The following is a 13118-nucleotide window of genomic DNA, read 5'->3' as shown; positions in this document are numbered from 1 at the left end:
GGGCGAACGCTTCGGCATGACCCACTTCGTCAACCCGAAGGAGGTCGGCGACGACATCGTGCCTTACCTCGTCAACATGACCAAGCGCGGAGCCGACCAGATCGGCGGCGCCGACTACACCTTCGACTGCACCGGCAACACCAAGGTGATGCGCCAGGCGCTCGAGGCCTCGCATCGCGGCTGGGGCAAGTCGGTCGTCATCGGCGTTGCCGGCGCCGGCCAGGAGATCTCCACCCGGCCGTTCCAGCTCGTCACCGGTCGCAGCTGGATGGGCACCGCCTTTGGCGGCGCGCGCGGCCGCACCGACGTGCCGAAGATCGTCGACTGGTACATGGAAGGCAAGATCGAGATCGACCCGATGATCACCCACACGATGCCGCTCGAAGACATCAACAAGGGCTTCGAACTGATGCATTCTGGCGAGAGCATCCGCTCGGTCGTTCTCTACTAAGCTGCTATTTTGATTCAAGGAGGCGCCGGAGACGATTGATTTCCGGCGCCTTTTTCAGTCCCGTTGAGAAGTTGATTCAAGATGATCTATGTCGACGCAGACGCCTGCCCGGTGAAAGCCGAAATCCTGAAAGTGGCCGAGCGCCACGGGATCGAGGTGACCTTGGTCGCTAATTCGGGCCTGCGCCCTTCGCGCGACCCGATGGTGCACAATGTCATCGTCTCGGCAGGCTTCGACGCGGCCGACAACTGGATCGCCGAACGGGCGCACGAGGGCGATATCGTCGTTACCGCCGACGTGCCGCTTGCCGTTCGCTGCGTTGCCGCCGGCGCACTTGTCACCGGCCCCTCCGGCCGGGTCTTCGACAAGGGCAATATCGGCATGGCGTCTGCGATGCGCGATCTCGGACAGCACCTGCGCGAGACCGGCGAGAGCAAGGGCTACAACGCCGCCTTCACACCGCGCGATCGATCCACCTTCCTCGAAACCCTTGACCGACTCGCGCGTCAGTCGAAAAAATGATCGCGCAACGGGCGGGACCATGGGGCCCGCAATCGCAGGGGCACTAGCATGGCAGCGACGACGAAGCTCAGGCACTGGCCGTTTTACACCGCCATTCTGTGCGCGCTCGCAAGCGTGCCTGTCCTCTGGTTCGTGGCGCAGCGTTTCGCCCTTGAAGGGGCAGCGATCACCTTCTTCTGCGTCTATCTCGTCCTATGCTGGCGGCGCTTGCGGATGATGACCGGTCGGCATCTGAAGACCCATGCCAGGAACACCGACGAGCCCGAGGTCGTGATCCTGCTCGTGACGTTCGGGGCAGCCGCGAGTTCGCTCGTATCCTTGTTTTTCGCGCTCAACGGCGAGAAGTCCGGCTCGGCGCTGGCGCTCGGCCTCGCCTTTGCCTCCGTTGTGCTCGGCTGGGCAACGATCCACATGATGGCGGCCATGCACTACGCCCATGTCTATTGGGTCCCAGCACCCGATGGTCCGACCACCGAACCGGCACGCGGACTCGATTTTCCCGAAACGCCCGAGCCCGGCGGCTTTGACTTCCTCTATTTTTCCTTCGTCATCGGCATGACGGCGCAAACCTCCGATGTCGCCATCACCAAGACGGCCATGCGGCGCATCAACCTGATACACGCCATCGTATCGTTTTTCTTCAACACCGTGCTCGTCGCCGCCGCCGTCAATGCGGCCGTGCAGCTTGCCGGTTGAGCATCTTTATCCAAGGAGCATCCCATGAAAGTCCTTTCGCAAAACACCACCTTCGGCGGCATGCAGGGCGTCTTTTCGCACGAGTCCGAGGCATGCAAGGGCGAGATGACCTTCGCCGTCTTTGTACCGCCGCAGGCAATCAACGAGCCGCGGCCGGTGCTCTGGTATCTCTCCGGCCTCACCTGCACGCATGCGAACGTCATGGAGAAAGGCGAGTACCGGCGCATGGCCGCCGAGCTTGGCTTGATCGTCGTCTGCCCGGATACGAGCCCGCGCGGCACTGATGTTCCCGACGAACTGACGAACTGGCAGATGGGCAAGGGTGCAGGCTTCTATCTCGATGCCACCGAAACGCCCTGGGCCGAGCACTACCAGATGTATAGCTACATCACCGAGGAGCTGCCCGCCTTCGTCAGCCAGCACTTCCGCATGGACATGAGCCGCCAGGGCATCTTCGGCCATTCGATGGGCGGTCACGGCGCCATGACCATCGCGCTCAAGAACCCGGGCCGCTTCAAGAGCTGCTCGGCCTTCGCCCCGATCGTCGAGCCTTCGACCGCCGACTGGTCGATCGGCGCCTTCGAGAAATATCTGGGCGCGGACCGCGCCGCCTGGCGCCAATATGATGCCTGCGCGCTCGTCAAGGATGGTGCGCGCTTCCCCGGGTTCCTGATCGATCAGGGCAAGGCGGACAGCTTCCTTGAAAACGGCCTGCGTCCCTGGCTGTTCGAGGAAGCGGTCAAGGGCACCGGCATCGATTTGACGCTGCGCATGCATGAACGCTACGACCATTCCTACTACTTCATCTCGACTTTCATGGACGATCATCTGCGCTGGCATGCCGAGCGGCTGATCTAGCCACCGAATGGCGCAATTTCGTATGAAAGCCGCTTTCGCGGAATTGCGCCGTCAATCTACCCGGAGCGACTGATGACCCACCTTCTCCTTGTTGGCGCCGGCGGCGCGATCGGCTCGATGCTGCGTTATCTCGTCGGTCTCTGGGCCGTTCACCGCTTCGGGTCCGGCTTTCCCTGGGGCACGTTTGGCGTCAACATAACGGGGTCGTTCCTGATCGGCGTGCTCGCCGAAGTGATCATGCGCAAGTTCGGCGCCTCGCCGGACATGCGTGTCTTCCTCATCACCGGCATTCTGGGCGGTTACACCACCTTTTCCACCTTCTCGCTGGACGCAATCACGCTCTTCGAGCGCGGCGATGTCATGCTATCGGCCGTCTATGTCATCGCCAGTGTCGCGCTTTCGATCCTCGCGGTCTTCAGCGGGCTGGCTCTGATGCGCGCAATAGTCTAAAGGCTCGTCTTACAGGCGCTGCGTATCCAGGGGACACGCGGCGCATTGCTGCATTGTCCTTCAACCGTTGTCGCTTCGAGGGCATTGTCATGCAGCAACGAAAATATTGCGGCAGCCTTTGCGCGCCTGAAGCCTCCTCTTTGCGTCATCCCAACGCAGGGGCTTCGGACCGACGCGCGACGCTGCGACCAAACAGAAGGCAGGTTCGCTCAAATGGCAGGCATAGAACACAGGCAGGTGGACGGTGACGAGGCGGGCATGCGCCTGGATCGCTGGTTCAAGGTGCATTTTCCGGGACTGGGCTTCGGCCCGCTGCAGAAGCTTTTGCGCTCCGGCCAGATCCGCGTCGACGGTGCCCGCGCCAAATCCGACACGCGGATCCAGCCCGGCCAGACGATCCGCATTCCGCCGCTCGGAGTGGATCCCAAGGAAACCAAGACCGGGCCGATCGCCGGACGCGACCTCAGGAACTCACCCGACGGCGAACTGCTGTCGCGCATGGTGCTGCACGAGGACGCCAAGGTTATCGTGCTCAACAAGCCTGCCGGCCTTGCCGTTCAGGGCGGCTCGGGCGTCAACCGACATATCGACAAGATGCTTGAAGCCTGGACCAACCAGAAGGGCGAAAAGCCGCGTCTCGTCCACCGGCTCGACCGCGACACGTCAGGCGTCTTGGTGATCGCCCGCACCCGGGGTGCAGCGCAGAAGCTGACCGCCGCCTTCCGCGAGCGCGACACCAAAAAGACCTACTGGGCGCTGGTCAAGGGCGTGCCGCGCAAGCGCGAAGACCGCATCTCCACCTGGCTCGTCAAGGAGCAGACGCCGGATGGCGACCGTATGCGCATCGCCAAACACGGCGAAGACGGTGCCGACCACGCCATCTCCTACTACCGTATTCGCGAACAGGCCGCACAGAACCTCGCCTGGCTGGAGATGGAGCCCTATACCGGCCGCACCCATCAGCTTCGCGTCCATGCACTGCACATTGGACACCCGATCCTCGGCGACCCCAAATATTTCGACGCCGATATCAACTGGAGCCTGCCCGGCGGCATGCAGAACCGTCTGCATCTGCACGCGCGCCATATCGATATTCCTCACCCGGACGGTGGCCGCCTGCGCGTGACCGCACCGCTGCCACCGCACATGGTCCAGAGCTGGAACCTGCTGGGCTTCGAAGAGAACGAGCCTGGCGAGGACGACTGATGAAACTGGCGCTTTTTGATTGTGACGGTACGCTGGTCGATAGCGGAGGCCTGATCCATGAAGTGATGGCGCGCACCTTCGAGGCCTTCGATCTCGAGCGCCCGCCCCTCTCGGCAACCAAGAGCATTATCGGCTTGACCCTCGACATTGCCATCGCGCGCCTGCTCGGCCGCGAACATGTCGACGATCAGGCGCTGGCGATGACGGCGCACTACAAGTCGATCTTCGCCGGCGTTCGCGCAGAGGCAGGCTTCCAGGAGCTTCTGTTTCCGGGTATCGCCGACATGATGCAGACGCTGTCGTCACGCGACGCACTGTTGATCGGCGCCGTAACCGGCAAGTCGCGTCGCGGCCTGACGCATATTTCCGAGACTCACGGCTTCGACCGGATCTTCTTCGTGTCCCGCACCGCCGACGACTGCCCCTCCAAGCCGCATCCGGCCATGGTGACGGAATGCTGCTTTGAAGCCGGCATCGATGCGAAGGATACGGTCGTCATCGGCGACGCGATCTACGACATGCAGATGGCCAAGGCCGCTGGAGCATCCGCCATCGGCGTCGCCTGGGGCTATGCTTCCGTTCCCGACCTCATCGAGGCGGGCGCGGATTTCGTTGCCCGGACGCCGGCCGACATCATTGAATGGATGGAACACAATCATGTCTGATATTCGCGACGAACTCAGCGGTGCGATGAGCCACGAGGATCCGGTCCGCCGCGCGCAAATCCAGATGCTGAAGCCACTACCGAAGCGCTTCTACAAGGACGTCAGCGTGGCCGCGGCCGATGGCGATACGCACGCGGTGCTGCTCGACGGCCGCACCGTGCGCACGCCGGCCAAGCAGCCGCTTGCCGTGCCGACGCGCAAGCTCGCCGACATGCTCGCCGCCGAATGGGATGCGCAGGCAGAGGTCATCGATCCCGGCAAGATGCCGATCACGCGTATCGTCAATACCGCACTTGACGGCGTCGCCAAGGACCAGCGCTCGGTCTTCGACGATATCCTGCGTTTCGCCGGAACGGACATGCTCTGCTATCGCGCCGATAGCCCGGAAGGCCTTGTCGCCCGCCAGAACGAAATCTGGAACCCGGTGATCGAGTGGGCCCAGCAGGCACTCGGCGCCCGTTTCATCCTCGCCGAAGGCGTGATCCACCAGGAGCAGCCGGAGGAAGCACTTTCCGCCTATGCCGAAGGCCTGCGCGCCTTCGCAACCCCGCTCGGCCTCACCTGCGTCCACACGGTGACGAGCCTCACCGGCTCTGCGTTGCTGGCGCTCGCCTTCGCTTCCGGCCGGATATCCGCCGAAGAAGCCTGGACGGCCGCCCATGTCGACGAGGACTGGCAGATCGAACATTGGGGAACCGACGAGGAGGCCTTCCGCCGCCGCGAGAACCGCTGGCAGGAAATGCAGGCGGTCGCCACGGTTCTTGACGCCCTGCGCTGACGACACCGGATACCACGGAATGCGAAGCGGGCTGCGTGTCTTCCGACGCGCAGCCCGCTTTCTTTTTTGTTCAATATGTCGGCGTCAGAGCGGCTCTGTTCGCGCTAACGTAACGGAAGCCAATAGCCGCAGCGTTAAGCGGCCAGCTTCAGGCCGGCGATACCGCTGACGATGAGCGCGATGCAGCCAAGGCGAACGAAGGTTGCCGGCTCTGCGAACAGGAAAATGCCGAGGATCACGGTGCCGACGGTGCCGATGCCGGTCCAGACAGCGTAAGCCGTACCGAGCGGCAGGGTCCGCACGGCGAGACCGAGCAACGCGATGCTGAGGATCATCGAACCGACGGTCAGGATCGTCGGTGTCACCCGCGTAAAACCATCCGTGTATTTGAGACCAATTGCCCAGCCGATTTCAAGAATACCGGCAAGCAGAAGAAGGAACCAGGCCATGTCAAACTCCCAAAGTTTGGAGCGAGGCCGTCCCCGCGGATGTTCGGTATCGCCTTTGCGAACCGTGCAGCCGTCTGCAACGCGGGTTCTATCTCACACTCCAGTTTCGCCGGCAAGGCGGTCAAGGGCAAATCAGCCCTGCGTCCGCGGCAAAGCTAAACCATTTCACGCTGTCGTTGAAACCATGGAAACGTGAGGGGTCTGCAAGTCTGCCCCTACGGTGCGTTGCGCTCCCGACGGAGTTTCGCCCACCATTCCAGCCGCTTGCGGATCTCGCGCTCGAAACCGCGCTCCGGCGGATCATAGAAGTTTCTGCGCCCCATCTTCTCGGGGAAATAGTCCTGGCCGGAAAAAGCATCCGGCTCGTCATGGTCGTAGCGGTAGCCGTCGCCGTAGCCCTCACCCTTCATCAGTTTCGTCGGGGCGTTGAGGATATGTTTCGGCGGCAGCAGCGAGCCGTTTTCCTTCGCCGCCCGCATCGCTGCCTTGTAGGCGGTATAGACGCCGTTCGATTTCGGCGCGGTCGCGAGATAGACGCAGGCTTCGGCAAGCGCCAGTTCGCCCTCGGGCGAGCCGAGATAGTCATAGGCGTCCTTGGCGGCGTTGCAGATCACCAGGGCCTGCGGGTCGGCAAGGCCGATATCCTCGACCGCCATGCGCACCAGGCGCCGCCCGAGATAAAGCGGATCCTCGCCGGCATCGAACATGCGGCAGAGATAGTAGAGTGCGGCATCCGGATCAGAGCCACGCACCGACTTGTGCAGGGCCGAGATCAGATTGTAGTGGCCGTCCTGGCCCTTGTCATAGACCGGCGCCCGGCGCTGGACGATGTTCTGGAGTGCTGCCGCATCGAAGATCTCGTCGCGCCGCGCCGCGCGCCAGACTTCTTCCGCCAGCGTCAGCGCAGCGCGACCGTCGCCGTCGGCCATGCGGATGAGGCTGGCGCGCGCATCCGCATCGAGCGGCAGTTTCTTGCCCTCGGACTCTTCGGCGCGCGACAGCAGTTCCTCGATACTGTCTTCGCCATGCGGCTTGAAGGTCAGCACCCGGGCTCGGGACAGGAGAGCGGCGTTGAGTTCGAAGGATGGGTTTTCCGTCGTCGCGCCGACAAGGATCACGGTGCCGTCTTCCATCACCGGCAGGAAACTGTCCTGCTGTGCCCGGTTGAAGCGATGAATCTCGTCGACGAAAAGCAGCGTCTGACGGCCGGACATGCGCCTTGCCCGCGCCGCCTCGAACACCTTCTTGAGATCAGCGACGCCGGAGAAGATCGCGGAGATCTGCTCGAAGGCGAGACCCGCCTCCCCCGAAAGCAGCCGCGCCACGGTCGTCTTGCCTGTTCCGGGCGGCCCCCAGAAGATCATCGACCCGAGCGAACCCGAAGCAATCATGCGCGACAGCACGCCATCCTCACCGGTCAGGTGATCCTGACCGGTGACTTCGGCAAGCGTTCGCGGGCGAAGCCGGTCGGCAAGCGGTCTTGCCGACGCCATTTCCGGTGGTTCGTGGGCGGTGAACAGGTCGCTCATCGGAAGAACTGACGGATGAGCTGGCCGTCGCGCTCGATCTCGACACGCCAGAAGGAGGCATCGTCGGCCATTACCTGTTCCAGCGTCTTCGACGTGTCGATCGCCGTGCCGTTGACCGACCGCACGATGTCCTTCGGCTCGAGGCCGATGCGGGCGGCGGGCGAACCGCGGTTGACCTGCATGACGACGACGCCCTGCAGCGAGGTCGACATGCGCAGCTCGTCGGCAAGGCGCGGCGACAGGTTGGCAACGACTGCACCGGCGAAGGGGTTACGACCTTCGATCAGCCGTTCATCGCGTGGCGAGGTCTCGGGCGCCCGGTCGAGCTTGATCGTCACTTCCCGCGGCTTGCCGTTTTCCGATACGGTGACGCGCGCCTCATGACCGATGCCGACCGTCGTCAGGCGATAACCGAGTGCGTCGGGATGTTCGACCTCGATGCCGTTGACGGCGGTGATCACCTGGCCGGGCTTGATACCGGCCTGTTCGGCCGGGCCACCGGCCACGACGGCGGTCACCAGCGCACCACGGGCGCGGCTGAGGCCAAGGGCTTCGGCCACTTCCGAAGTGACCGGCTCGAAGCTGGCGCCGATGAAAGGACGCACGAAGGCGCCGTTGCCACCTTCGGCCGACGCAACGAAGACCTTCACCAGATTGGCGGGGATGGCAAAGCCAACGCCGTTAGAACCGCCGCCCTTGGAGAAGATGGCCGTGTTGATGCCAATGAGCTGGCCGTTCATGTCGATAAGGCCACCGCCGGAATTACCCGGGTTGATCGCCGCATCCGTCTGGATAAAGAAGCCGAAATCACCCGAGGAGACCTGATTGCGCGCGAGCGCCGAGACGATGCCACTCGTCACCGTCTGGCCGACGCCGAAGGGGTTGCCGATCGCGAGCACGAGGTCGCCGACCTCGACTGCATCGGAATCACCAAGCGGCACGATGTCGAAGGGACCGTCCGACTGGATCTTCAAAACAGCGAGGTCGAGCCGGTCGTCCTTGAGCACGATCTTGCAGGGAAACTCGCGGCCATCGGCCAGCGCCACCTTTATATCGTCGGCGCCCTCGATGACGTGGTTATTGGTCACGACGATGCCGTTCTTGCCGACGATCACCCCGGAACCGAGCGAAGACTGCTTCTCCGAGCGGTTCGGCATGCGTTGGCCGAAGAACTCCTCGAAGAAGGGGTCACCGGAGAAAATCGAACGGCGCTCGACCACCCGCTCGGCATAGACGTTGACGACGGCATTTGCCGTCTGCTTGACGAGAGGCGCAAAGGAAAGCTGCATTTCGGTCCGCGATTGCGGAACGCTCTTGGCCTCCTGGGCCAATGCCGGACAGGCGAGAGAAACAGCGATGACGAGCGAAACAAGCGCTCTTCGACCTACGATCATGTAAAGCATTCTCCTATTCGTCGCGGCTACGTTCAGATAGGATTTCGCGGGAAAAAAGGCAAATGTTGGCGCAGGATATGCAAAGTTGCCAGCTTCACGCGCTACGCACGAAAACGTGGTTCGCAACCCCTTTCACGGTGATCGAAAGTCTGGTGAGTTCATAGAAGACAAGGCTCATAAATCACTTCGGAAAAGACCATGCCATCTTACCGCCCGCCGCGAATCGTTTCCTCCGAGATCACCGCGGAGGCCCTCTTTTTCAACCGCCGCACCTTCCTAGGGGCTGCTGCCGGCGGCGGCATGCTGCTTGCGGGCAGCGGCACGGGGCTGGCGGCCGCACTCGGCGCGCCCAAGAGCAAATACACTGTCGACGAAGACCTGACGCCGGAGGCCGACGTCACCAGCTACAACAATTTCTACGAGTTCGGGACCGGCAAGGGCGACCCTGCTGCCAATTCGAACAGCTTCAAGCCAACGCCCTGGACCGTGAAAGTCGATGGCCTCGTCGGCAAGCCGAAGGAATTCGGGCTCGAGGAACTGCTAGCGCTCCCGATCGAGGAACGCGTCTACCGCATGCGCTGTGTCGAGGCCTGGTCGATGGTGATCCCCTGGACCGGGTTTCAGCTCTCGGCCCTGCTCGACAAGGTAGAGCCGCTTGGCAGCGCGAAATATGTCTCGTTCGAAACCGTCGTGCGCCCGTCCGAAATGCCGGGACAATCCGGGTTCTTCCAGCCGCTTGCCTGGCCCTATCGCGAAGGGCTGAGACTCGACGAGGCCCGTCACCCGCTGACGCTGCTGTCCGTCGGCGTCTACGGCAAGACGCTTCCCAACCAGAACGGCGCGCCGATCCGGCTGGTTACCCCTTGGAAATACGGATTCAAGGGGATCAAGTCGATCGTGCGTATTTCGCTCACGGAAACCCAGCCACCGTCCACCTGGAACCTCTCGGCGCCGAACGAGTACGGCTTCTTTGCCAACGTCAATCCGGCGGTCGATCATCCACGCTGGAGCCAGGCAACGGAAAACCGCATCGGCGGTGGCGGCTTCTTCGGCTCCAACCGGCGCGATACCCTGCCCTTCAATGGCTATGCCGACGAGGTGGCCGGACTTTATGCCGGCATGGATCTCAGAGCGAACTATTGATCATGGCCCGCCTGCCCTCGCTCCCGAAACGCTACCATTCGGCCTCGGTCTGGGGGCTCTACGGCTTTGGTCTGCTGCCCGCCGCCTATGCATTCTATCTCGGCGCTACGGGCCAACTGCCCGGAAACCCGGTCAAGGAATTCGAACACCTGCTCGGCCTCTGGGCGCTGCGTTTCCTCGTCGCGACATTGGCGTTCTCGCCGATTCGCGACCTATTCGGCATCAACTGGCTGCGCTATCGGCGGGCCTTAGGTTTGCTGGCGTTCTACTATGTGCTGATGCATTTCCTCGCCTACATGCTGCTCGATCAGCGGCTAAACTTTCCGAGCATACTGGCCGACATCGCCCGCCGCCCCTTCATCACCATCGGCATGGCCGCACTCGTCATGCTGATCCCGCTGGCGCTCACCTCCAACAACTGGTCGATCCGCAGGCTCGGTACGCGGTGGAACACGCTTCACCGCCTGGCCTATGTGATCGCCACCGCCGGCGCCGTGCATTTTTCGATGTCGGTGAAGGTCATCGGCGCCGAACAGCTGCTTTATCTCGGGCTCGTCGCCGTACTGCTTGTCTGGCGGCTGGTGCGCAAGCCGTATCTGCGGCGCAAGCGACAGGCGGCCAATGCGTCGGTCAGAACCGCCGCCGGAAGCGCCTGAGGCCATCTTCGCCTCGCCAGGACATCGACCCTCGATCGCATTTCGACGAAACGGTGACAGAACGAGCACACCGTCAAACGCACGCTAAGCAACAGCCCCAAAAGAAAAAGCGGCCGGGTGACGAACACCCGGCCGCTTCAATCTTCTGCCTTCGATCGGCTTAGGCTGCTTCAGCAGCTTCGGCTTCTGCAGCAACGCGGGCGAGATCCTTCGCGCCCTTTGCCGAGACGTCGCGGTCAACGAATTCGATGACGGCGAGCGCGGCGTTGTCGCCGTGCCGGAAGCCAGCCTTCATGATGCGCAGGTAGCCGCCGTTGCGGGTGGCGTAGCGCGATGCGATCGTGTCGAACAGCTTGGCAACGACAGCGGCGTCGCGGATCTGCGAGATCGCCTGGCGGCGAGCGTGCAGGTCACCGCGCTTGCCGAGCGTGACGAGCTTCTCGACGATCGGGCGGATTTCCTTGGCCTTCGGCAGGGTCGTAACGATCTGCTCGTGTTCGATCAGCGAAGCTGCCATGTTGGCAAACATCGCCTTGCGGTGGCTGGCGGTTCTATTCAGCTTGCGGCCGGCTTTACCGTGGCGCATGGCTATTCTCCTTCACTTGCAGGCATTCGCCCGCAGTCTAATGGTTAGTATTGGTCTTCGTAACGCTTGGCGAGATCTTCGATGTTCTCGGGCGGCCAGGACGGCACTTCCATGCCGAGGTGCAGGCCCATGGAAGCGAGAACTTCCTTGATTTCGTTCAGCGACTTGCGACCAAAATTCGGCGTGCGGAGCATTTCTGCTTCGGTCTTCTGAATGAGGTCGCCGATGTAGACGATGTTGTCGTTCTTCAGGCAGTTGGCCGAACGGACCGAAAGTTCCAGTTCGTCGACCTTCTTGAGAAGCGCCGGGTTGAAGGCGAGTTCGGTAACTGCCTCTTCCTCTGCTTCCTTCTGCGGCTCGTCGAAGTTGACGAAGACCGACAGCTGGTCCTGAAGGATGCGGGCCGCAAATGCGATCGCATCTTCACCGGTGACGGAACCGTCCGTCTCGATGGACATCGTCAGCTTGTCATAGTCAAGAACCTGGCCTTCGCGGGTGTTTTCCACCTTGTAGGACACCTTCTTGACCGGCGAGTACAGGCTGTCGACCGGGATCAGGCCGATCGGAGCATCTTCCGAACGGTTGCGATCAGCCGGCACGTAACCCTTGCCGTTGTTGACGGTGAACTCCATGCGGATCTCAGCGCCCTCGTCGAGGGTGCAGATCACATGGTTCGGGTTGAGGATTTCGATATCGCCAACCGTCTGGATGTCACCGGCGGTTACAACGCCCGGACCCTGCTTGCGCACGACCATGCGCTTTGCGTCGTCGCCATCCATCTTGATGGCGATTTCCTTGATGTTGAGCACGATGTCCGTCACATCTTCCCGGACGCCCGGGATAGAGGAGAACTCGTGCAGGACGCCGTCGATCTGCACTGCGGTGACAGCAGCACCGCGCAGCGACGACAGCAGCACGCGGCGAAGCGCGTTGCCGAGCGTCAGACCGAAGCCGCGTTCAAGCGGTTCCGCAACCAACGTTGCCTTGGTGCGGCCGGAGGAGACGAACTCCACCTTGTTCGGCTTGATCAGTTCCTGCCAATTCTTCTGGATCATGTTTTCTGCCTTCCGTTCGTTGCCACCATCCAATCGTGGCAACCGAGCCCCGAAGACCGGGAGCGCGCATCTGCGCCCTCACCGGCATATTGAATGCATATGATCAGACGCGGCGCTTCTTGCGCGGGCGGCAGCCGTTGTGCGGGATCGGGGTCACATCGCGGATCGAGGTGATCATGAAGCCCGCAGCCTGCAGCGCGCGAAGAGCGGATTCACGGCCGGAACCCGGACCGCAAACTTCGACTTCCAGCGACTTCATGCCGTGTTCCTGAGCCTTCTTGGCGCAGTCTTCAGCGGCGATCTGTGCGGCAAACGGGGTCGACTTACGCGAACCCTTGAACCCCTTGGCACCGGCAGACGACCAGGCAATCGCGTTGCCCTGTGCGTCGGTGATGGTGATCATGGTGTTGTTGAACGACGAATTGACGTGCGCGACGCCAGACGTGATGTTCTTGCGTTCGCGACGGCGAACGCGGGTGGCTTCCTTGGCCATAGGATCCCTTTCTTAGATCTCTGCACCGCCGTAATTCCAGCGGCTCCACCGGGAAAAGGATTTGACGTCCCCTGCCCTGCATCTTCATTTCCCGCAGGACGAGATATCGTCCGGCGAACATATCGCCCGGCCGGATCGGCCGAACAAAGGTCAGGCAAACGCCCTTCCAAACTGCAAAAGGAGGCCG

General features: G+C 62.3%; 16 protein-coding genes. 10 read left to right on the top strand and 6 right to left on the bottom strand.

The genetic code is table 11. The annotated features are described in order from the left end of the window. The 8 genes from ASD01_RS23240 to ASD01_RS23205 all read left to right on the top strand — a co-directional run. Positions 1–451 (top strand): zinc-binding dehydrogenase (locus tag ASD01_RS23240; protein ID WP_156623696.1); only part of this gene is annotated, 451 nt, incomplete at its 5' end. Positions 452–532: 81 nt separating this feature from the next. Continuing rightward, positions 533–973, top strand: coding sequence for a YaiI/YqxD family protein (locus ASD01_RS23235; RefSeq protein ID WP_034795642.1), 441 nt, complete (start codon positions 533–535; stop codon positions 971–973). A gap of 48 nt (positions 974–1021) precedes the next feature. Next, positions 1022–1669, top strand: a complete 648-nt coding sequence (locus tag ASD01_RS23230) for a DUF1345 domain-containing protein (protein WP_034795640.1) — start codon at positions 1022–1024, stop codon at positions 1667–1669. Between the two features lie 24 nt (positions 1670–1693). Next, complete coding sequence (gene fghA, locus ASD01_RS23225) at positions 1694–2527, top strand: S-formylglutathione hydrolase (protein ID WP_034795636.1); 834 nt, start codon at positions 1694–1696, stop codon at positions 2525–2527. Between the two features lie 72 nt (positions 2528–2599). After that, the gene (gene crcB / locus ASD01_RS23220) at positions 2600–2977 is read left to right on the top strand and encodes a fluoride efflux transporter CrcB (protein ID WP_034795634.1); all 378 of its coding nucleotides are present in this window, start codon (positions 2600–2602) and stop codon (positions 2975–2977) included. Positions 2978–3190: 213 nt separating this feature from the next. Then, entirely contained in the window at positions 3191–4183 is a 993-nt protein-coding gene (locus ASD01_RS23215) for an RluA family pseudouridine synthase (protein ID WP_034795631.1), read from the top strand. After that, positions 4183–4848: an HAD-IA family hydrolase gene (locus tag ASD01_RS23210; RefSeq protein ID WP_034795628.1), complete on the top strand. Its 666-nt coding sequence runs from the start codon at positions 4183–4185 to the stop codon at positions 4846–4848. Before ASD01_RS23215 ends, ASD01_RS23210 begins: the two co-directional genes overlap by 1 nt. Further along, on the top strand, positions 4841–5626 hold the full coding sequence (locus ASD01_RS23205; RefSeq protein ID WP_034795626.1) for an ATP12 family chaperone protein: 786 nt from the start codon (positions 4841–4843) through the stop codon (positions 5624–5626). The genes ASD01_RS23210 and ASD01_RS23205 overlap by 8 nt, the downstream gene beginning before the upstream one ends. A gap of 134 nt (positions 5627–5760) precedes the next feature. Here ASD01_RS23205 and sugE read toward each other — a convergent pair whose 3' ends face one another. The 3 genes from sugE to ASD01_RS23190 all read right to left on the bottom strand — a co-directional run bounded on the left by sugE (position 5761) and on the right by ASD01_RS23190 (position 8998). Then, positions 5761–6075, bottom strand: a complete 315-nt coding sequence (gene sugE / locus ASD01_RS23200) for a quaternary ammonium compound efflux SMR transporter SugE (RefSeq protein ID WP_034795623.1) — start codon at positions 6073–6075, stop codon at positions 5761–5763. A gap of 215 nt (positions 6076–6290) precedes the next feature. Then, on the bottom strand, positions 6291–7604 hold the full coding sequence (locus tag ASD01_RS23195) for a replication-associated recombination protein A (protein ID WP_034795619.1): 1314 nt from the start codon (positions 7602–7604) through the stop codon (positions 6291–6293). Further along, positions 7601–8998 (bottom strand): DegQ family serine endoprotease, encoded by a 1398-nt coding sequence (locus tag ASD01_RS23190; protein WP_034795616.1) that lies wholly within the window; start codon positions 8996–8998, stop codon positions 7601–7603. The genes ASD01_RS23195 and ASD01_RS23190 overlap by 4 nt, the downstream gene beginning before the upstream one ends. Positions 8999–9196: 198 nt before the next feature. On the opposite strand from ASD01_RS23190, the gene msrP reads away from it, so the two are divergent. Together msrP and msrQ are read left to right on the top strand one after the other, a co-directional pair. Continuing rightward, complete coding sequence (gene msrP / locus ASD01_RS23185; protein ID WP_060644505.1) at positions 9197–10141, top strand: protein-methionine-sulfoxide reductase catalytic subunit MsrP; 945 nt, start codon at positions 9197–9199, stop codon at positions 10139–10141. 2 nt (positions 10142–10143) lie between these two features. Next, on the top strand, positions 10144–10797 hold the full coding sequence (gene msrQ, locus ASD01_RS23180) for a protein-methionine-sulfoxide reductase heme-binding subunit MsrQ (protein ID WP_060644504.1): 654 nt from the start codon (positions 10144–10146) through the stop codon (positions 10795–10797). 160 nt (positions 10798–10957) lie between these two features. Here msrQ and rplQ read toward each other — a convergent pair whose 3' ends face one another. The 3 genes from rplQ to rpsK all read right to left on the bottom strand — a co-directional run bounded on the left by rplQ (position 10958) and on the right by rpsK (position 12931). Further along, entirely contained in the window at positions 10958–11383 is a 426-nt protein-coding gene (rplQ, locus tag ASD01_RS23175; protein WP_034795595.1) for a 50S ribosomal protein L17, read from the bottom strand. A gap of 44 nt (positions 11384–11427) precedes the next feature. Further along, on the bottom strand, positions 11428–12438 hold the full coding sequence (locus ASD01_RS23170) for a DNA-directed RNA polymerase subunit alpha (RefSeq protein ID WP_034795592.1): 1011 nt from the start codon (positions 12436–12438) through the stop codon (positions 11428–11430). Positions 12439–12541: 103 nt separating this feature from the next. After that, a complete protein-coding gene (rpsK, locus tag ASD01_RS23165; protein ID WP_003536496.1) occupies positions 12542–12931 on the bottom strand; it encodes a 30S ribosomal protein S11 in 390 nt (129 codons plus the stop codon). Between the last annotated feature and the right edge of the window lie 187 nt (positions 12932–13118).

It is taken from the genome of Ensifer sp. Root423 (assembly GCF_001426275.1).
Classification (GTDB): Bacteria; Pseudomonadota; Alphaproteobacteria; order Rhizobiales; family Rhizobiaceae; genus Ensifer; species Ensifer adhaerens.
Note: the sequence above shows the minus strand (reverse complement) of the source record. Positions and strands in the feature narration are given on the sequence as shown.